The 20,773-nt window shown below is 33.3% G+C and carries 13 protein-coding genes; 1 reads left to right on the top strand and 12 read right to left on the bottom strand.

Annotation, left to right across the window (positions count from 1 at the left end):
• The first annotated feature begins 47 nt into the window (after nt 1-47).
• Nucleotides 48-2,762, top strand: a complete 2,715-nt coding sequence (locus Q5N74_RS13240) for an outer membrane beta-barrel protein (protein ID WP_304389354.1) — start codon at nt 48-50, stop codon at nt 2,760-2,762.
• Between the two features lie 71 nt (nt 2,763-2,833).
• Here the strand turns inward: Q5N74_RS13240 and Q5N74_RS13235 are convergent, their stop codons facing one another.
• From Q5N74_RS13235 to Q5N74_RS13180, 12 genes are all read right to left on the bottom strand, one after another.
• The gene (locus Q5N74_RS13235) at nt 2,834-3,532 is read right to left on the bottom strand and encodes a carbohydrate-binding family 9-like protein (protein WP_304389352.1); all 699 of its coding nucleotides are present in this window, start codon (nt 3,530-3,532) and stop codon (nt 2,834-2,836) included.
• Nucleotides 3,533-3,657: 125 nt separating this feature from the next.
• Nucleotides 3,658-6,354: a hypothetical protein gene (locus tag Q5N74_RS13230; protein ID WP_304389351.1), complete on the bottom strand. Its 2,697-nt coding sequence runs from the start codon at nt 6,352-6,354 to the stop codon at nt 3,658-3,660.
• 170 nt (nt 6,355-6,524) lie between these two features.
• On the bottom strand, nt 6,525-8,786 hold the full coding sequence (locus tag Q5N74_RS13225; protein WP_304389349.1) for a beta-galactosidase: 2,262 nt from the start codon (nt 8,784-8,786) through the stop codon (nt 6,525-6,527).
• 18 nt (nt 8,787-8,804) lie between these two features.
• The gene (locus tag Q5N74_RS13220; protein ID WP_304389348.1) at nt 8,805-8,942 is read right to left on the bottom strand and encodes a hypothetical protein; all 138 of its coding nucleotides are present in this window, start codon (nt 8,940-8,942) and stop codon (nt 8,805-8,807) included.
• A 256-nt stretch (nt 8,943-9,198) separates the two neighbouring features.
• The gene (locus tag Q5N74_RS13215) at nt 9,199-10,638 is read right to left on the bottom strand and encodes a sulfatase (RefSeq protein ID WP_304389347.1); all 1,440 of its coding nucleotides are present in this window, start codon (nt 10,636-10,638) and stop codon (nt 9,199-9,201) included.
• A 134-nt stretch (nt 10,639-10,772) separates the two neighbouring features.
• On the bottom strand, nt 10,773-12,419 hold the full coding sequence (locus Q5N74_RS13210; RefSeq protein ID WP_304389346.1) for a T9SS type A sorting domain-containing protein: 1,647 nt from the start codon (nt 12,417-12,419) through the stop codon (nt 10,773-10,775).
• A gap of 283 nt (nt 12,420-12,702) precedes the next feature.
• The gene (locus tag Q5N74_RS13205) at nt 12,703-14,106 is read right to left on the bottom strand and encodes a hypothetical protein (RefSeq protein ID WP_304389345.1); all 1,404 of its coding nucleotides are present in this window, start codon (nt 14,104-14,106) and stop codon (nt 12,703-12,705) included.
• A 23-nt stretch (nt 14,107-14,129) separates the two neighbouring features.
• Nucleotides 14,130-15,701 (bottom strand): sulfatase-like hydrolase/transferase, encoded by a 1,572-nt coding sequence (locus Q5N74_RS13200; protein WP_304389344.1) that lies wholly within the window; start codon nt 15,699-15,701, stop codon nt 14,130-14,132.
• A gap of 20 nt (nt 15,702-15,721) precedes the next feature.
• Nucleotides 15,722-16,852 (bottom strand): glycoside hydrolase family protein, encoded by a 1,131-nt coding sequence (locus Q5N74_RS13195; protein WP_304389343.1) that lies wholly within the window; start codon nt 16,850-16,852, stop codon nt 15,722-15,724.
• A gap of 4 nt (nt 16,853-16,856) precedes the next feature.
• A complete protein-coding gene (locus Q5N74_RS13190) occupies nt 16,857-18,314 on the bottom strand; it encodes an arylsulfatase (RefSeq protein ID WP_304389342.1) in 1,458 nt (485 codons plus the stop codon).
• Nucleotides 18,315-18,339: 25 nt separating this feature from the next.
• A complete protein-coding gene (locus Q5N74_RS13185) occupies nt 18,340-19,875 on the bottom strand; it encodes a sulfatase (RefSeq protein WP_304389341.1) in 1,536 nt (511 codons plus the stop codon).
• Nucleotides 19,876-19,887: 12 nt separating this feature from the next.
• Entirely contained in the window at nt 19,888-20,772 is an 885-nt protein-coding gene (locus Q5N74_RS13180) for a sialate O-acetylesterase (protein ID WP_304389340.1), read from the bottom strand.
• Between the last annotated feature and the right edge of the window lies 1 nt (nt 20,773).

Here is a 20,773-nt window from a genome sequence, read left to right as displayed (position 1 = left end):
TAATATAAAAGTCAAACTATTTAAAAAATAGTTCAGAACAAACCCATATGTATCGTTTACCCATTTGCTTCCTTATATTTTTTTTACTTTCCACATTTGCTTACTGTCAGTCCTCAGCCATTATTGGGAATGTTGTTAATGAACAAAAAGAACCACTAGAATTTGTTTCGGTGGCGCTATTGAAACAAAATGATTCTACCCTTGTAAATTATACCATTACCGATGTTAATGGATATTTTAAAATTACTGAAGTACCAAATAGTCCATTAATAGTGCAATTTTCAAACATGGGGTACGAAACACAATCTAAATATATAGATTTCAAAAATGAACCCATCGATTTTAAAACGGTTACCCTCTTAGAGAATTTAAGCGTATTAGGAGAAATTACTATTTCCGCCGTTATCCCCATTCAAATAAAAAAAGACACTATAGCATTTAACGCCAGTTCTTTTAAAGTAAATCCGGATGATAATTTAGAATCCCTTTTAAAAAAATTACCTGGGGTAGACATTGAATCTGATGGAAAAGTGACCGCTCAAGGCAATGAAGTAACTAAGATTTTTGTTGATGGAAAAGAATTTTTTGGAGGCGACCCATCTATTGTTTTAAAAAATTTATCGGCAGATGCTATTTCCAAAATTGAAGTTATAGATAAGAAAAGTGATGAAGCTGAATTAACAGGTGTTGATGATGGCAATAAACAAGTTGTTATTAATTTCACCTTAAAAAAATCAAAAAAAAAACAAGGTTTTGGTAAAGCTTCAGCTGGAATGGGGCTAGATAGTCGATACTTTAGTAATTTAAATTATAATAAGTTTTCGCCAAAAACTCAATTTTCTATTATTGGAAAATTTAACAACATCAATGTTACGGGTTCCAGCATTCAGGGATTTTTGGAAAATTCCAATGGAATTGCTGATGAATCCGACGACGAAAATGCCGCAAAACAAAACACCAAAAGCCTGAGCGGATTTTTAAAAACGGGTGTTAGCGGAGTTAATATTGGGCATGAATTTAAAAATAAGGAATCGTTTAACGCTGACTATTTTTACAATCTTTCAGATAATAGTGGTACTTCTAATTCGAAAAGAATCTCCTTCTCGCAAAACAATAATTTTGATTATGAGTCTGAAGATACTTATCATAACACATCAAACAATCATAATTTAAATTTGAATTATGAAAATAAAGCAAACAAAACGAATAGCCTTATAATTAAAGGACAAATTACTTCTAATAAAAGGACATCTAATACAGAAACTTTGGGTTCCTATTTAAATGAACTTTCTGAATTAACAACTACAAACAACCAAACGTTATTCAATGATAATGATAACAAATCGGCTAACTTCAATATTAATTACAATAAAAAACTACAGAAAACAGGAAGAAGTTTCAGTACAGCATTTAGCACATATATAAGTGAATCTGCCCGTGATAATGAGCAAACTACTTTCAATAACAGAAATATAAACACTAATAACCCGAGCTATAGAGAAATTTTTACTTTTAGAGACGAGACTTTTAATACTGAAACCTATAACTTCAATTTTAGATTTAGAGAGCCGCTGGGAAAAAACCATTATTTAAACTTGCAATCGTTTTTAACTACCAAAAATGATAAAGAAGATATTAATCAATTAAAAACTACAGTAACCAATAATAATGCAGAGGAGCTTTTGATATATAAGTATAAACACATCGAAGATAGCTACCGTACCCGATTAGCACATAGTTTTAATTCTGAAAAATTCAATATTTTTAATGGTCTTGAACTTCAGTACCTAAACCGAACATTTGGCGTTATTAATGACGTCACCTTGTCAAAACATTTAGTTTATTTAAACCCTGTTTCAACCATACAATTTAAACCAAAAAAAGGAAGCAAGTACAAATTAGTATATAAAAGAATCATTAAGAATCCGCGTTCATCAGAAAGTTCCACGATAATAAATGACTTAAACCCCTACTTTATAAGACAGGGAAATCCTGATTTAAAGCCCGAAAAAATGGACGATATTTCATTTATTGCTAATATTTTTGAATTTAAATCGAATTTGAATTTTACGTCAAAAATCTCGTATCAATTTTCAAAAGATGCCATCGTTCAAAATATTGACATTGCGGACGATTTTGTTAAAACCAGAAGCTATCAAAACAGCGGAAACAGAGAACGATTCAGTTCTGAATTCAGTTTTGGTAAAAAGATAAACGGACTTGGATTACGATATACCATTAAAAACAAAAATTTATATGGCACCTCGAATTCCATTATTAATTTAGAGCTGAATGATGTAATATCTAAAGATTTCTTGATAGGTTTGGCATTAGAAAACAATAATAAAAACGTTATTGATTTAAAATTCGGAGCCAACTACAGCGTAAATAACACCTCGTTCTCATTAGAAAAAGATCTAAATAGAACTTATAAAAAACAACAGTACTTTACTAATTTAGATTACGATTTATCGAAAAAACTGAATGTAAACACACAGTTTGATTATATTGTTTTTTCCGATAATCAATTTGCATCCAACGTGATGCTTCCCATTTGGAACGCCGCCATTTCCTATAATGTTTCTAAGAGAAACAGCAACATCCTTAAATTAGTTTTGATTGATTTATTGGACAAAAATCTAGATGTTTACAGGCGTAGCACCACCAACTTCTTTGAGGAAACAAACTCTGAAAGTTTGGGGCGATATATTATTTTAAGTTATACTTATAAACTTAGTACTGGTCCGAAAAAGAAAAAATAATACCATCAATTTTACGACCAAACTTGTAAATCATTAAATCCTGCAGTTTCAAGATGAGTTAATAAAGTGGGTTATTCCACAAATTCAAGTAAGCCAAAAAAGTTAGTATCGTGAACATCTTTTTCAGTTGGAAAAATAGTAGAACACGTTCGTCTATTTCCTTCAGGGTCATTTCTATCTTGTCTAAGTGCTAAGAATTTCCATTGGCTACCGGCTTTTACTGGAAAGAATCTATCAACACCTTTAAACGTTTTTATAGGAATTGCCAGTTCCATGGTCCAGCCTTTGTCAATATCAGAATTGTCATTAATAGTACCATCAACAGTAAACTCAACCTCAAATTCTGGATTGAAACCTTTTAATGGTGCGAACTCATTATTATAAAAATTATTTAAATACACTATATCATTAGACGTTTTGTAAAGATTAATTTCTAAACAAAAATGCATATCAAGGCTTTCAGGAACTGGTATTAGAAAGATTTCTGCACAATCATCATGATAAGGTTCTGCATCTCTAACGGTTTCTCTGGCTGTAATATATTGGTCTTCACATTCATAAAACAAATACAAATTTTCTTCATCCCATAGCATTCTGAATTTAGAATTTTGCTGATCGGTTGGTTTTACAACATCAAAAAAATGGTTAAATGGTCTTACCTCAGTATTTTGCCAAATAGCTTCATCTAGTTTACCGTCAATAGTTATTTTGCTATTTGTTTTTGACACTTTAAATATATCCTGTGCAATATTTACTTTTGCTTCTAACACCGCATTAGTTTTATCCTTGCAATGATATAAAGTGATTATGAATAATACCTCGACAATAAATTTTAAATTATTTAAATGGGTCCTTTTTTTCACGATATTTTCTTTAATTTTCTATTTAATATTTTTCAATAGATCACATCAATAAATCGCATAGAACCCGCAGGAACTTTTAATTTCACTGAATTTCCATTAGAATTTATTTTTTCATTACTTAAAATATCAACCATCCCAACAGGTGTTTTCCCTTGAAACAAAATGCTTACCTCTCTGTCTTGAGGATTAATGTAACCTGGATCTATCAATATCAATCTTGTATGATTACCGTCTAATTTAATGGCACTCCAAGAAGCACCTTTTACCACTATCGGCAAATTCATTTCACCATCATTTACCGTATTTTTTATAGTGTCTCCAAATTGATTCGCAGGAATTTTTTTATCTCCATCAAACCCTACTTTTCCATCGGATATAAAAAATGGTTTCCCTTGTTTTTGAATTAACGATTTTGATTCAATTGGAGCCACAGGAACCATGCCATGAGGCATATCAGGCATATAATTTAACCATCGATATTTCACACCTAAAGCAGCGTTGGAGTAATCATATTCAGGGATATCTGTACCAGCCCAATGCATTTGACCTACTGAAAACACGGCATTATCATCATCTTTTTTATATTGAATCAATGAATGATGGTTATCTACCGAATGAATTAATTTTTCGTTGACATCCTTAATTAGATGCCACGATCCAATTGAAAGCATATCGTCTTTATCAACAATTGGTAAAACACCAGATTTCATTAATGCAAACAACACATTAAGCCCAGGTTCTTCGGTAAAAGAATTATCAGCAACTATTCCATAACGAGCACCAAATGCTGCCATTACAACGCCTTGCCTTAAATAAGGTGATATGGAGTTTTGACCGCCAGGAGATAATGGTCTCCAACTTGTTGGATTATCATCTATTAACCGCATTGCAAAATCATTTACATAACCACCTGCAAACATACCAACTCTTCCTGCTAAATTAATATCTTGAAGGCGGTTACTGGTATCTTCGGAAGCAGGAACCAGAATATCACTATATTTTCCAGAGAAGAACATGTCTTTCCATAATGGTAAATGTGAAGTCGCTGCCCAAAACATATTTTTATATCTAAAGTATAATTTAGCCTTATTATTTTTTCTGATAGCTGTTGCTAAACGCGGTAAATACGCTTTAATGAAATATTGAATTCTAGGATCTTCCACATTATCCATTTCGGCATACACAAAACCATAACAGGTGTTTGGTGCAACTTCCAATATTTTTTCTAAGGTTTCAATTTGAATATAAAAAGGGTCGTTGCCATGTCCTGCCCAAAAGGTAAATGGTTGTCCTTTTGCTTCATAATCTCTAGCCATTTGAACAATTGCTTCTCTAGAATCTTGGTATTTTCCACGACCATCCAATTTCAAAGCAATATCGCCTATAATTTTCACCATAGCGGAACGATCTGTCCCTTCTTTTGGCGATTTTTGAATAACAAATTTAATAGCTTGTCCGTTTAACTTTTCAACTTTTGAATCAATCTCTTTTGAAGTTATCATGATCCAATCTTTATTCGATTTCTTTTGATAACTTGGAGGTGTAAACTTTAATGTTTGTTCATATAGCGTATTTAGGTTTTGCTCTACCTCCAACATTCTCCCTTGCTTATTATGCTTGGTTTTCCACCAGTTGTCTTTGCTCACATCATAAAAACAAAGTCCGTTTCCTCCATCCACTTCACCTGCAGCAATTAACTGATTCGTTTTTGGTTCAAAAACAAAATCATTATAAACTAAACCACCATATCTGGCTCCCGATCTATCAATGAGTTTCCCCTTTGAATCCAACACAAACAAAATGCCTCCGTGTTGGAACATAATTTCATTTCTATTTGATAAATAGGCACCTTGTGAATGTCCGTAACGCTGACTTTCTTTATTGGTAGCTTTAAACTGTGCCAATACATTAAAATCGGAATCCAGCGCTGTCATAAATGGGGTAAACGACAAATCAGCAAAAAATAAAACATCGTCTTTTTTATCTTTATTAATATCCGAAATGGTAATATCAGTAACCATTGCTTTGCTTAATTCCTTTAATCTCTTATCTTTTATGGTGACACTTTTAATGACTTCTTTAGTATCAGTATCTAAAAACCCCATAAATTCCCAACGAAATTTATCGTGGTTATAGGTCATTAAAAATAATGATTGTTTATTAGTTTCAATAAAATTTCCTGATTCAATTTTTCGGACTACTCCTTCAATTACGGTTTCAGAAACTAATTTTCCTTTTGCATCTATTTCATATAATTTATAATCATTTCCTCCTGCGAAAATTTGAAGTTTTCCATTATTTCTTACCACAGCTATTTCTGAAAAACGCACTTTATGCCCCGGATTGAATTTCCAAAGTAATTTTCCGTTGCTTTCCCAACAGTATATATTTCCGTCTGCACTTGCCGCTACTAAATCATCATTTCCATCTCCATTTACATCAGTAGCATTCATTTCGAACATGACGGCTGGTGAAGTTGTAACATGTCGCCATAATTTTTTGCCATCGATCGTATAAGCTGAAACGCTTCCATCTAATTCTGAAAGGTAGAGAATCGTTTCTCCTTTTACATTGGCAGTAATGCTGTTTCTGATGCCATTTCCCTCTGTTGAGAAATTTTGTGCAAAAGACCTTTGACTTAAAAACAGCATGGCTACTGTAGCAAATAATAATAAATATCTATGTGTATTTATATGAATTTTAAAGTGCATGCGCTTAACATTCTTCATTGATTTCGACTTTAGTTTTACCAAATATCATTTTATGCTATTACAAAAGTGTATGGACAAGTAAAAGAAATGTATTTGTGAGTTTATAATTACTGAGACTTATAGAATTAAAAAAGGCTTAATCTTCTTTTAAGAATTAAACCTTTTTTATTAAACTCATCTTGACTTTTTTATTTTGAAACTTCAACAAAATAAACCTCGTTCGGTTTTAAAATAGGTGAACTGCTTACAACTACCCCATTAATTATGTCTTTACAAACTATTTTTTGAACACCTTTTAATGAAATATTTAAAGAAGCATTGGTTTTTCCAATATTTACAACAGATAAAATATAATTGCCTTTGTTGTTTTTTGCTACTTTCCAAGCACATCCTTTTACTCCTGTTTCATTAGTTTCTGTAACACTAACTTCAGGCAATAAATTTTCAATTTGAAGTACCTTAAATGCTTCTTCTTTAAAAGTTTCCAAAGAATTAGCGCGAATTAAAGTGCCTTTAGCTTGATTTAGTTTTGGTAACGGATTTCCGTATTCATCTTTTACCAACCTTACATCATCCATTATAACCGTTCCGCCATTATTTAAATAGTTTTGAATGGCTTTTAATTCTGAATCGGTTACAAACTCTGTTTTATGAATTAATACGGCATTCCAATTTGAATTATCCTGCTCATTTAAAATATTTTTTGTTGCAAAACCAATAGGAATACCCTCAAAATGAAGTGATTCGTATAATTCAAATTCATCGTCCATGTGCTTCTTTTTATTTATAGCAGACGTTTTCGAGTGAAAAACACGCAATGGTTTTTTAAGGCGTTGCAACGCCATAATATCTTCGGAATGGGCGTTCAAATCTATAATAGTGGAAGCCACTTCATTAACTATTCGTGGTTGTTGATTATTTGAAGCAGCATAGCCTTTTTCCCCTTTACTTTTTACAGAGCCATCTTCATTTCTTGCCCAAAACCATGTTTGGCTCGCGGTCATTCCATAGGTATGCGCCAACCAAAAGGTTGCCCGTGCATACATAGGATCCAGGTATAAATCTCTGGACTTCGTAGTGGATAAATAATGTAATTCCGAATTAAAATTAATTTTATCCGGACTTACCGATTTCATAAAATCAAAACCCATACACAACTCTCTCCAATTAAAAGCGTAATGATCTTCCCATTCTTCTTTTGGTCCCCACATATGGTTATTCTCTGCACCAGAATCATTTCCAATAATACCGCTTAACTGAGTTAACTCTTCCAAATCAATGCCATGAATACGTTCATTTTCTGTCCATAAATTGGGCATAATTTTTAAATGCACATTTGCAGCTGGGTCATGTTTCTGTATTTCTGTTTTTAAAAATGAATACCATTCGGTAACACGATTCATATTAAACAAAGACCAATCGTACCATTTAGCAGTTCCTCGCAGACTTACATCTATAGGGATTTCAATAGAAACATCCTTAAAGCTTGCAAAATCAGTATTCCATACAGCATTCAACTGATCAATAGTTTTATGCTTATTTTCTAACCATATTTTAAATTTTTCTTTGGTATAATTGGAAACCGGGCCGGATGCCCATGATATTTTATCGTCCACTTTTTGTGTAAAAAAATGAGGTTCGTTACAAAGCATATAGCCCAATTTGGTATATTGTTTCCCTGCCATTTGAGGCACCGTACTTCCCAACAATAGTTTTTGAATTTCACGAGCACCTGGGTTATCAATATCGTAAGCTGTATAGGTATCCTCTCGTATTGCAAAGTCATCACCATATTTTGCTTTTGCCCATTTTGGAACCGTTTTATGATTTAGAAATATGAACCCTAAAGTCCCATTAGGTTTACTGTATAAATCCTTTTTTGTATTTGGATTTAAATCCCCTTTTTCATTGATTACTTGGGAAGGCGTTAAGAGAAACCCATCTTGATTGCCATGAAATTTGGTGAGTTCTGGAACTCTAGGTTTCCATGTATAATCTGAAAGAAAAACAGGTCTGTTATTATATGTTAATTGGTCGCCATCCTGCGTTACTTTAGCCCAATCTACTTGTGGACTTGGTGTTCTAAACACCTTTTTCTCAAGAAGTAAAGTGATATAGTCTGTTGCCTCATCAAGCATCATGGATACTTCCATACGTTCAAAACCTGCAAGTAAGGTTGCCATTTCTTCCGCATTATTCTTGTATCGCTGTACTTTTTTAAAGTAACCAGTATTTTCTTTTACATTTTTCTCATCCCAATTGGCATATTTAAGAAATATTTCGGCAGTACGAACCGTCATTTTTTCTTTCAATACATCGAGTCCTTGTTTTTCTGCTTTTATTATGAGCTTTTCAAGTACATCTATTTTTTGTTTCGCAGCAACTTCTAAAGGTTGAGAATTTCCTATAAAACTTAATGCAGTGAATAGAACGAAAACTAATTTTTTCATATGATTTTTAAATTTTAATTAAATAGTTGCTTGTTCTGTTTTTAACTTAGAAACTGGTTTTCCAAATAAAAACCATATGGATACTATTAACGCTGTGGCAATTCCAACAGCATACGAAACGGTATAATCTAATTTGAATCCTTCAGGAGCAACCAAAATATAGGTTTTAGTGAATTATTTTTAAGGATATAAAATACGGGACTAAATACCCAAAAAATATAGCTGACAGTAAATTAAATGTCTTTCAGAATTTAAAAGTGTAAGTATAAACGAATTAAATAGGAACAAGAATAAAAATATTACCTATCCAATACTGAAATTCACCTTTAATAGTGGCTTCTATTTATCAATAAAATAAATTTCACGGATTAGCATTCCTAAAACAAGCCTTTTCCTTATAATTTTGAAATGACTACATGTTTTTTTTATCCCTGTCTTCCTTTTCTCTAGCGGGATCGTAATTCGGATTTTTTTTCATCATTTGAGCACCAACAGAAACTCTCCATTTCTTTAAATTCAAAAATAATTCTTCTGCTTTTTTAGGTTGAATCTTAGACAAATTATTTGTTTCATTTGGGTCTATAGATAAATCATATAATTCCAAGCTTCCATCCTCAAAAAATTCAATTAATTTGAAATTTCCTTTTCGGATAGCTCCATAAGGTTTGGTTCGATGGTAATGCGGATAATGCCAATAAATTGCATCTCTATCCAACTTTTTTAATGAACCATTGAACAATGGAACCATACTCATACCATCCATATGCTCTATAGGACGTGACGGCAAACCAGCTATTTCCAAAAGGGTTGGATAAAAATCTGTTCCAATAACCACTGATTCATTTTTAGAGCCTTGGACAACAACTCCGGGCCATTTTACAATAAATGGCTCTTTATCCCCACCTTCAAATGAAAATCCTTTATATCCTTTAAGTCCTCCTGTTGTTTCATCGTAGTTTCCGCCATTATCGCCTGTAAGTATAATAATAGTATTATCGGCAATACCTAATTCTTTCAATTTACTCATCACTCTACCAACACTAATGTCTAAGGACTCAACCATGCCTGCACGTTTTGGGTCAAGGAACTCATTTTTTGTATTCTTAAATGATTCAGCTTTAGCTTTATATTTTTGTTCTAACTCTGGAGGACACATTAATGGCCCATGAACAGTGTAATATGAAAAATACAGCAGAAATGGTTTTTCTTTGGTTATAGTATCTAAAAATGTTATCGCGGCATCCGTTAATTTATTTGTTAAGTAATCACCTGGCTTTCCATCATCTAAATTTGGCATATCGAAAGGCGAAAAGTATTTACCTCTCCCTTTTGGTTGTCCCCATTCTCTACCCCCAACATTTGTATCAAATCCGTGATTTGTTGGATAATGTTTATCAAAATCGGGTTGACCTTCTGGCATTAAATGCCATTTTCCAAAGAAAGCTGTTGCATAACCTCCATCCTTTAAAGCTTCAGGCATTGTAATTCTTTCATGATCCATTTTCATGTTCCAATCTGGTACTAACAACTTTGCATTTGGAAATTTATGTCCAGAAATCCAATCGGTTAAGTGTGTGCGAGCTGGATATCTGCCAGTTAATATAGCTGCACGTGACGGAGAACATACCGTACTTGCAGCATATGCATTTGTAAATTGCATACCTTCATCTGCTAATTTATCAATATTAGGTGTTTCGTTAAAATCTGCTCCATAACAACCAAAATCTCCGTAACCCAAATCATCAACTAGTAAAAAAACAATATTGGGCTTATTTTGAGCAATCAACGTCATTGAGCACAACAATAAAGTTAAAGAACTAAGCGTCAATCTATTTAATAGTTGTTTATACATAACTTGTTTTTTTAAATTTAATTGAACGAATCGGTTTGTAACCAGTCGCCTTATAGAATCCTTTGTAATTCTGCGTTAACATTTAATTTGTAAACACTAGCAACAACATTTTTCAAATTTTACTGAAAGCACCATTAATTATTTCTTAAAATTAAAGATTTACTCACTTTTATTCCTTTTTCAGTAATAACTTGAACTACATAAACTCCATCTATTAATTTTGAAACATCCAACTGAGTAGAATTGGAATCTGTTTTCAAATTAGATTTTACCAATCTTCCCAAATAATCATAAATCGCTATTTTACTATTCAAAGGAAGTTGAATTGTTACACTATTATTAGCTGGGTTTGGATATAGTTTAAAAGCTTCGTTCTCTGTTATATTATCTTCTACAGAGAGACCAGTACAATCCACATTTTTTTTATCGTTCTCATATAAAATATTATTATAATGAGTTGATATACATGGTAAAAAACCACTACTGGAAATAGGTCCATCAATTTGAGCCAAATATTCACCTTCAACGATATCAGGAGTTGCCCCACTATCTGGTATCGAAAAATATCCTACTGCCGATGCAGAGGGTATGATACGCACATTATCAGATTCTGGAGCTATAGTAAGATTTGCCCAAGGATACTGGGTTTGAATGGAATTTTCGACAAAATTATACTCTTGTGACAATCGACCATAAGCATTGGTTCCATAAATGGCATGTGCATTTTTAACTAGAACTGGGCCAGTAAATCTTCCTTTTTTGAATTTTACAGGGTCCACCAAATCTCCATTATCATCTTTCAGTTCACTATCAAAAAAACCAGTATGTATAACCACAGCGAAAGCGGAGCTTGTTGATTTCACATTCTCAACATAAACATCTTCATTTATTCTCCCATGAGGGGACAACATAACACAAGCAAACCCATTTATTAGGGATAGATCGCTCCCTTTAATTCCTTTTACAACGCCTAAGGCACGCTCATTATCAGTACCTACAAACTGAATACCTGATCCAGATTCCAATCGTAAGGTTACACCTCCAACACCAGAAAGTCTTACAAAATTTACATCTCTGCCACATTGAACTTGAACCACTCCATATCCAACATGCTGATTGTCACCATGAATATATCTGATATCTCCTTTTAAAGGAGATGAAACCACCTGATAATCTCTTAATCCTTTGTGAATTGAATTATCTGTACTGGTTTGAATGATATATGGGTTTAATGTGATGGCATTAAATTGAGTGAGTGCATCAATTATATAAGCGTCTGATATCCAAAAATTGGTCGTATTTGCCAGCATGAAAGCTCTAACCTGTCCATTCATTCCGAATTCAGTTAAATCAAAGACAAATTTTTCATTAATATCATCGTTTGGTTTGGTGTGATCACAATCACTACAAAATATTTTGACATTATTAATGTTTTCATTCGAATCCACTCCAATCTGAAAAATTGCGGGTTTTGATTGATTGACGGTTCCTTTTATAACGGTTCCTTTGGCTATATCAATATGCACATTCGATTTCAGATAAACTTCTGTTAATTTTACGTCACCTGAAAGCTTTATGGTTCCACCACTTGGCTGTGAAGAAACATCATCAATCAATCCTTGTAATGCAGCAGTGACATCGCTAAAACCACTTCCAATCAAAGTTCTTTCGTATGAACCAACCACACCATCAAACTCAGGTGTAATTTGTGCGGCAATTTTTAAACTAAATAATAATACAACGATTGTCATTAATCGTAACAGTTTTTTTCTATTTTTCATTGGTTATGTTTTATTTGAATTTCAATTAAAGCTCAATCTTTTGAATGCAACTTTTTCTCTTTATTTTTACATCATTCAATAGGTACGATATCTAATCAAATACTAAATTCGTCAAATACGTTTGACATCTTGTTGCTGTGCGTTAATAAAATGTATGTATAAGTAATCCATTGTAAACTTTAAAATTTAAGCACCTGTTTGGCTATTAGTAGATGTTAAACAACAAAAAAGGCAGTAACTAATAATTACCACCTTTATTGAATATTTAAAATTATGTATTTACTTATAAATCCTGCTTTTTCTTTTTCTTTCCTTTATTTTGACCTTTCTTCGGTTTAATTTCTTTTGTTTCTGATTTTGAATTCTCTTTGTCCCAAGTGATATCACAACCATTTATAGATTCTTTTGAAGAAGCAATAAATTCTTTGTTAACCATTTTTCCGTTAGCAACTGGAAAATTTTGAAGCACCAGTCCAGGCGTATTTACTGTATAAAACCCTTGAGACAAATCGGTTCCTCCTTTGGCATAATACATAATTCCTGTTATAGTTGGTCCGTGGTAACTTTCACCATCAATATTAAGTTCTGGATTGATTAGATTTCTTTGGCTACAGGGAACAAATGCGCGTCTTGATCCTCTCAACTGTGCATCTGTACCATAAATCACTTTTAAATTTGATATAACCGAATTAGAATCAAAGGAACCTAGCTCATAGCCCTCAACCATAGCACCATTTTTATCTTTTTGACCTTTCTTAGCACTTAAAAATCCGGAAGCTACAATGGCTCCTGCTTCACAACTTACTGCCGTAAGATCATCCACAAATATTTTTCCATTTATAATGGTATGAGGAGATAAGGTAATAGCCGCTTGTCCATTTTTACAAACAATATTTTTGCCATAAACTTGGTCAATTTTTATCGATTTATCCGTTAAATAGGCTTTACCAATAGCACCTGTTTCTAATCTAAGAGTGGCTCCACCTTCTCCATTTAAATTACGATATAAAACATTTATTGCGGCTTGACATTGAATTAATCCATAGCCATAATGCCCTTTGGAAATTTGAAGATGCTCAATAATACCATCATGAGCAAATAAATATTTTCCTTTGCCAATACCTAAAAGATTGACGGTTATGGCAGAAAAAGGGGTGAAATTATCTATTACCTTAAAATCGGCAATTCTAAAATTTTGAACGCCTCCTAAAGCTATTGCAATAACTCCAAAATCAGTTGTACTTTTCCCTCCTTGACGATTCGAAAAATCAAACGTAAAAAAAGATTTGCTATCAGTACACGACATACTAAAATTAGTGATACGGTTGGTTCCATTTTTTCCTACCGAAAACAAAACCGTTTTTTTAGGACTTGTAGTGGTAAAAACAACTTTTGGATCTACACGAATATGTACTCCCGATTTTAATTCTACCTCAGTATTTATAACATAATTATTGTTGTTTTTTGATGCACCAATCGTTAAAATACCTCCTCCTTTTTTCGCCACTTCATCAATCGCATCTTGAATAAGTTGTGAGTGATTAGTAGCCTTACTAGGTTCTGAAATTGTTTTTTTATAGGACTTAATATCGGGATTATAAAAATTACTATCCGCTGGAATGACCACAGATTGTGAAAACAATGAATTTGCTAATACTAATAAAAAAACTGTTATTAAATTTTTCATGTGTTTGTACTTTACTTTAATTTTTAAATTAATGCGTCAAGTTTTTCGGCTATCGCTTTATTGTTGTCCTTATTAGCTTTCATATACCCTTTTAAATCCTTTGCCAATTTTTTAATTATTAATGAATATTTAGGGTCGTTAATATAATTTACAATTTCATTTGGATCTGCTTTAATATCTAATAACCAAGTATCACCTTTTACCTCAACTACAAGCTTGTATTGCTCTGAAATTGCCGCATAATAACCTAGTTTTGTAAATGTAACATCATTCCAATCGGCTGGAAGTTTTTTTGCTAACAATGGCGTTAAATCTCTGCCTGCAACTTTCGGACAATCCACATTCAGCATACTTAAAAAAGTAGGCATCCAATCGGTATTATTAGCCGCTTTATTTACGACTAAACCTCTTGGAACTATTGGCGATTTACCAGTACTTCCTTGAGCCATAACAAAAGGAATTTTAGCAGATGCTTCATGAATGGTCCCCTTGTTAACACGCCCATGCTCACCTAATAAATCCCCATGATCTGATGAAAATACAATGATGGTATTTTCAAAAATGCCATCGTCTTTTAATTTTTGAATGATGCGACCTACATTATCGTCAATAAGTTTTACCATTCCTAGATATTGCTGGATTTCCTTTTTTAATTTTTCAGGATTTTTTGTTTTACCATCTGGTTTTTGCCATTTTGGAAGCACTTCATTGTCTTTGTTTTTAAAAGCAAAATCATATGTAGCAGGCAACTTTATATCCACATTTGTAAACATGGCATCATAAGGTGCTCTTACGGTATCGGGTGTGTGTGGATCTGGAATACTTACTACATAATAAAAAGGTGTTTCCTTATGTGCGTCAATAAACTCAATGGTTCTATCTGCCAACCAATCTGTAGTATGCTTAACATTTTTAGATTTACTGTCTTCAAAAAGCGGTTGCCCGTATGTATCGGTTCCAATTAATTTTACATTTTTATCGGCGCGATATGGATTTCCTTCTGCATCAATTCCTTTAAATTTATCATGACCCCCAAGAAACATAAACTTAGTATCCTGAAAACCATAATGATCTTCTGGATGACCAACTGGGTATGGTGACCACCATTCATCTCTATCTTTATCACCTGATTCATCTCTACTTTCAGCTAAATGCCATTTCCCTGAATAACCTGTAAAATAGCCCGCATTACTTAAAACATCGGCTATGGTAGTAACATCTTCTTTTAAATATTTACCATCCCCTTTTTTGTTAGAGTTATTGGGAATCCCTAAAGTTGTAGGGTAAATACCAGTAAACATCGAAGCTCTGGAAGGTGTACATACTGCAGCACTGGCATACATGCGATTAAAAATAGTTCCATTTTCTGCTAGTGAATCAATATTGGGAGTTTCTGCAAAAGCGGTTGACCCCCATTGAAATGCCTGATCTGCAGTTAATTGATCGCGATAACAACCTAAAGTTCTAAAGTTGTGCTCATCTGTAATGATCCAAATTACGTTTGGTTTTTTAGTGTTTTGTGAATGTGATTTTAAAGTTGAAAAACCTATGGTGGCAATCAAAAAAATCAATCTGAAATAATTTGAATTCGTCATTTTTTTTATAATTATATTATTTATTTGTTTTGTAAGTCTTTATCAAACACCACCCCAGCAAAAGAAACCACTACAATTTTACTGCCGTGATTATCATTTGCTTTATCTTGCCCTTTACCAACGTCTATTACTGAAAATATAAAATGCGTTACATGTCCGTTTTCAACATAAGCTGTTGGGCGCTCTACAAATTGCCAATCATTTATGGTGCCATCGGTATATTTAAATATTTTAAATTCGTCTTTTTTAAAGGCAATTCCTCTATAGATCCAATCTGCAATTTCATCCTCAGAAGTAAAATGATGTGATGTTTTTGTTGGCCAATGGTTATAAACCATATGATACAATCCGCCACTGTACCAAATAGTTGGATCTTCATTTTTAGTTTGAGGCAATTCTGGATAATTTTTATAAACACGATCACTTATTATTTTATAAGGACCCAAAATTCCGTTATCGCTAATCATTACAGCTGTAGAACGACCCACTAACATATATCTTCCATCAGGTCTTAGTAAAATTTTCACATTGGACATATGTCCATAATTTGGTTTTGTTTTATTCTGGTACCTTGCCAACCCAATATCAAATCCATTAGGATCTACTTGAATTTTCCCTAACAACTTAAATGGTCCATTTGGTGAATCTGAAACAAATATTTCGCCATCAGTAAGTTCACTAGTAACAGCTGCATAACGTCCATCGTGCATTCTTAAACCAATTACGTTATGACCTATTCCATCTTTCCAATCAGGCCATAGTAGACCTTTATCTACATAAAGGCCCATAATGTTATCACTTACCGCATGCATGCCTTTAGAGCCTAAATGCCAACCATCGCTATGAGACATTTCTTGTGTCCATCGACTTGCATACATGTGGTATTTACCATCATCGTCTTTAACAATCTTACCGTCCCAATAACACCAATTTTTAAGTTTTGAATCTTCCAATCCGTTTGAGGTATCACGTGGTACTGCCACGGCATCTCCCCAAATACCTTCAGAAACTAAAGGTTGCTGAGGCTCCATGGGTAGAAAATAATCTACTAATGATTTTCTTTCTTGCCCAGTTAAAGTTAGTAGGTTTAGTATAAAAACAAAAAGAGTTAGCTTCAATGACCTTTCTTTTATCGAATTTAGGTTTATCATAATTTTATTTCTGTGATTGTGCTTCTTTGATGAAAGGAATAAACTTTTCAACCAATTCTGGATGTTGACTTACCATATTATTTGATTCAGAAATATCATCCGCCAAATTGTATAATTCGTAATAAGGCTCCATTTTGGTGTCCTTTGGTGTGATTTTGAAAAATTTCCAATTGTCAACACGCAAAGCCTGATAATATGGATTATTATTCCATTCCCAATACAAATAATTGTGTTTTCTTTGCTGTTCCGTTTTGCCCAGAATTGTTGGTAACAAACTAATTCCATCTACATTTTTAGGAGATGCTAAACCCGTTAAATCGCAAACTGTTGGTAAAAAGTCCCAAAATGCACTCGGAAGATTTGAAACACCACCTTCCTTAACATGACCCTTCCACTTTACAATAAATGGTATGCGAATACCCCCTTCGTAAACATCTCTTTTATGACCTCTTAAACCTCCTGCACTATTAAAAAATTCTGTGTCCTGCCCGCCTTCATAGGATGGGCCGTTATCACTTGCAAACATGATGATTGTGTTTTCAGCAATATTTAATTCATCTAATAAATCAAAAATGCGACCAATGTTTTTATCCATTCTGCTAATCATAGCAGCATAAGTAATATTTGGTTCGTCTTGTGCGCAGTAGCCATCTACATATTGGCTTCCATAGCCACTATCCTTTCCTCCGCCGCCTCCAATTAGTTTTGGAACTTCTGGCCACTTTAATTCCCTGTATTGTGTTTTTGAATCTTCTGGCACCGTTAATTCTGCATGTGGAATAGCAAAAGGCAAGTACAAGAAAAACGGTTCTGATTTATTATCTTTTATAAATTGCAAAGCTTCTTTAGCAAACTCATCATGGCTGTATGTTCCTTTTCCTTTAATATATCTTCCTTGTTCATCACGAATATTTAAATTTTCAGGATATTCTACTTTGGTATGATTTCTCCATAAATATTCAGGATAATAGAAATGGGCAAATCCTTGATTTTCAAAGCCAAAATAATGATCAAAACCTTGTTGGTTAGGACTATTATCGGCAAGGGCTCCTTCAGAAAGTCCCCATTTTCCAATAATACCCGTTTTGTAACCCGCTGGTTTCAATAATTCGGCAACAGTAACATCGTTTGGATCCATTAATTCGCCATTGCGTTTAACCGAAGCATTTCCCATATGCATTCCAGTCATTAAGGAACATCTGGAAGGGGAACAAACCGTTTGTCCGGAATAATGATTGGTAAATTTCAGCCCTTCATTTGCCATTTTATCAATGTTGGGCGTTTTTATTTTAGTTTGACCATATACACCAACATCCCCATAGCCCATATCATCGGCCAGGATGTAAATAATGTTAGGTTTTTGCTGTTTTGCAGTTTTGGAAGTAGTGCTATTTTGCGCACAACTCAGCATTCCCAAAGAACAGAATAAAACCAAATTCATTAACAGTTTAAACTTATTCATGGTATTTAAGTTTTTTATAAATTGCTTAGTCATTATACTTTGGTGCTTTTGTTCGTTTACCTGTTTTATAATCCAACCCCGGACCATAATATTTATACTTATCAAATACATCACCATTTCCTAAAGTACGAGGATCTCCCTGAGCGATTAGTTCAGCTTCCATTTGTCTTTTCATATTTTTAGCAATTTGTATATATTCTGGCAATCCAGCCAAATTATTCATGCAATTTGGATCGTCTTGAATATTGTATAATTCTTCCTCGGGTCTTTTATCAAAACTCATTTCAAAATAATGATACTCACTATCGTCTGGTTTTAACTTTGTTAAATACGATTTTGTTGGTGAACCATCGCAATTCATATAATCATATTCCGGATTTCCTACCGGCCAGCGTTCTGGTTTTATGTTATGAACATATAAAAATTTATTATCTCTAATGGCACGGACAGGATACGCTAAATCGGTACCATCTTCATTAGAACGCCCCACATCATGACGTTCTTTTCCCAAAAGAACATGGTCATTCGCAGCATCTATCTGTCCGGATTTTTCAGATTCTAACAAGTTTTTAAAACTTTTTCCCGTCATTTGTTCATGAGGTTTCAAACCAGCAACTTCCATTAAAGTAGGGGCAATATCAGGGAAGCTTACAAAATCTTCAACAGTTCTTCCTTTCAGAATTTTTCCTTTCCAATAGGCGATTAAAGGCACGTGAAATCCTTCTTCATAAATTTGACCTTTTACTCTAGGAAAAGGCATTCCATGATCGGAAGTTATAATTACCAAAGTATTGTCAAGTAAACCTTTATCTTCAAGTAATTTAATGGCTTTTCCAACATGGGTATCAAACCACTCCACTTCAACAGCATAATCTAAAAGATCTCCTCTTATAAGGTCATTATCTGGATAAAATGGCGGAACCTTAGCATCTGCTAATTTTTTGTTTTCTTTTTTCCATGAATCCAATTCATAAAACCGGTGTGGTTCTTTTGCCCCTAACCAAAAGCAAAATGGTGCTTTGGAGTTGTTTTCATTTAAAAACTTCTCAAAATTAGCCGCATAATCAATATTACTAATTCCTTTATGAGGCGGTGTTAATTTAATAGAACTGTAATCTGGCCCTGCAGGGTTAATATCTCCTTTAAAAACTCCTGGTCCCCAACCTTTTCCTGTAAACCCAACGTTATAGCCATTTTGTTGCAACAACTCTGGATAAAACTTAAATTCAGTCGGCATTTTTGGATTGTGGTTTGTAGCTTCTTTTAACTGCCAACTATATTTTCCTGTAAGTATACAAGCTCTTGCTGGTGCGCATTTAGGGTTACAATTATAGGCATTATTAAAAACGACGCCTTCTTTGGCAATATTATCGATGGAAGGTGTGCTTATAAATGTATCGCCATAAGCTCCAAAACTATTCATGGAAGCATCGTCTGCAATACAAAATAATATATTAGGCTGTTTTTCTGATTTATTAGAAATATTGGTTTGTTTTGTTCTACAACCAAGTAGTAATGAAACGACTAAAATTGTTGCGAGTTTTAAACTTTTATTTATCATAGGATTTTTGATTTATTCTATTAATTTATTTGCAAAAGCGATTCCCAATCGCACTTGACCCTCCGTATTGTAATGCACATTATCTGTGTGCTTAGGAAAATCTGTATAGGGACTATCTCTAAAGGTTTTAATTATTTTTACATAATTTACTGAATTTTCTACATCAATGAATGCTTTTCGAACCAAATCTGAACCTCCTTCAATTCCATAGTGAGAATTTGTTTGACATGCTACAAAAGGCATGTTTTCGATATTAAATTCTGAGCGGTATTTTTCAATTAATTTCTCAAGATTTTTGCCATAACTATTGGCAGATACTTTGGACTGCGCATCATTTTCACCTTGCATCCAAGCCATTCCAATAATTTTATAGGTTTTACCTTTTTGAGTAAGAATCTCTAAATTCTTTTTAATGCTTTCCATGTGAATTTTGCAAAGATTCCAGCTTTGTTTGGCTTCTCCTTTTTCAATTTCTTTGGCTTTTTCTAAAGTCCATTCTGGATTCCATGCTCCGTAAAGTGATGTACCCCCTTTAGCTTCTTTAATTAATAAAAATTCCTGATTTGGATATTTTTCTGCAAGCGTTAAACCAATTAATAATTCTGGTCCAAAACGCTTTAAAAAATTATACTTTTCGCTGGGTTTGTTATTATAATAACTTAATGGTTTTTGTGCAGAATTTGATTGACTGACCCAAACTCTATTTGATACTTTTTTAATACGCTCTTTTATCGATTCTTCTAATTCGTCATAATTTCCAGCACCTGCCATATTAGATTGACCAGCTAATAATACAACCTGAACTTCATTATTGGAATTTACTTTTGACTGCGCTGAAACACTTAAATTGATTGCTAATAATGTTAGAATAAAAAATGTAGAATATCTACTTCTCATA

The organism is Mariniflexile sp. AS56 (assembly GCF_030552475.1).
Lineage (GTDB): Bacteria > Bacteroidota > Bacteroidia > Flavobacteriales > Flavobacteriaceae > Mariniflexile.
The sequence above is the reverse complement of the archived record's forward strand: the minus strand, read 5'-3'. Positions and strand labels throughout refer to the sequence as shown.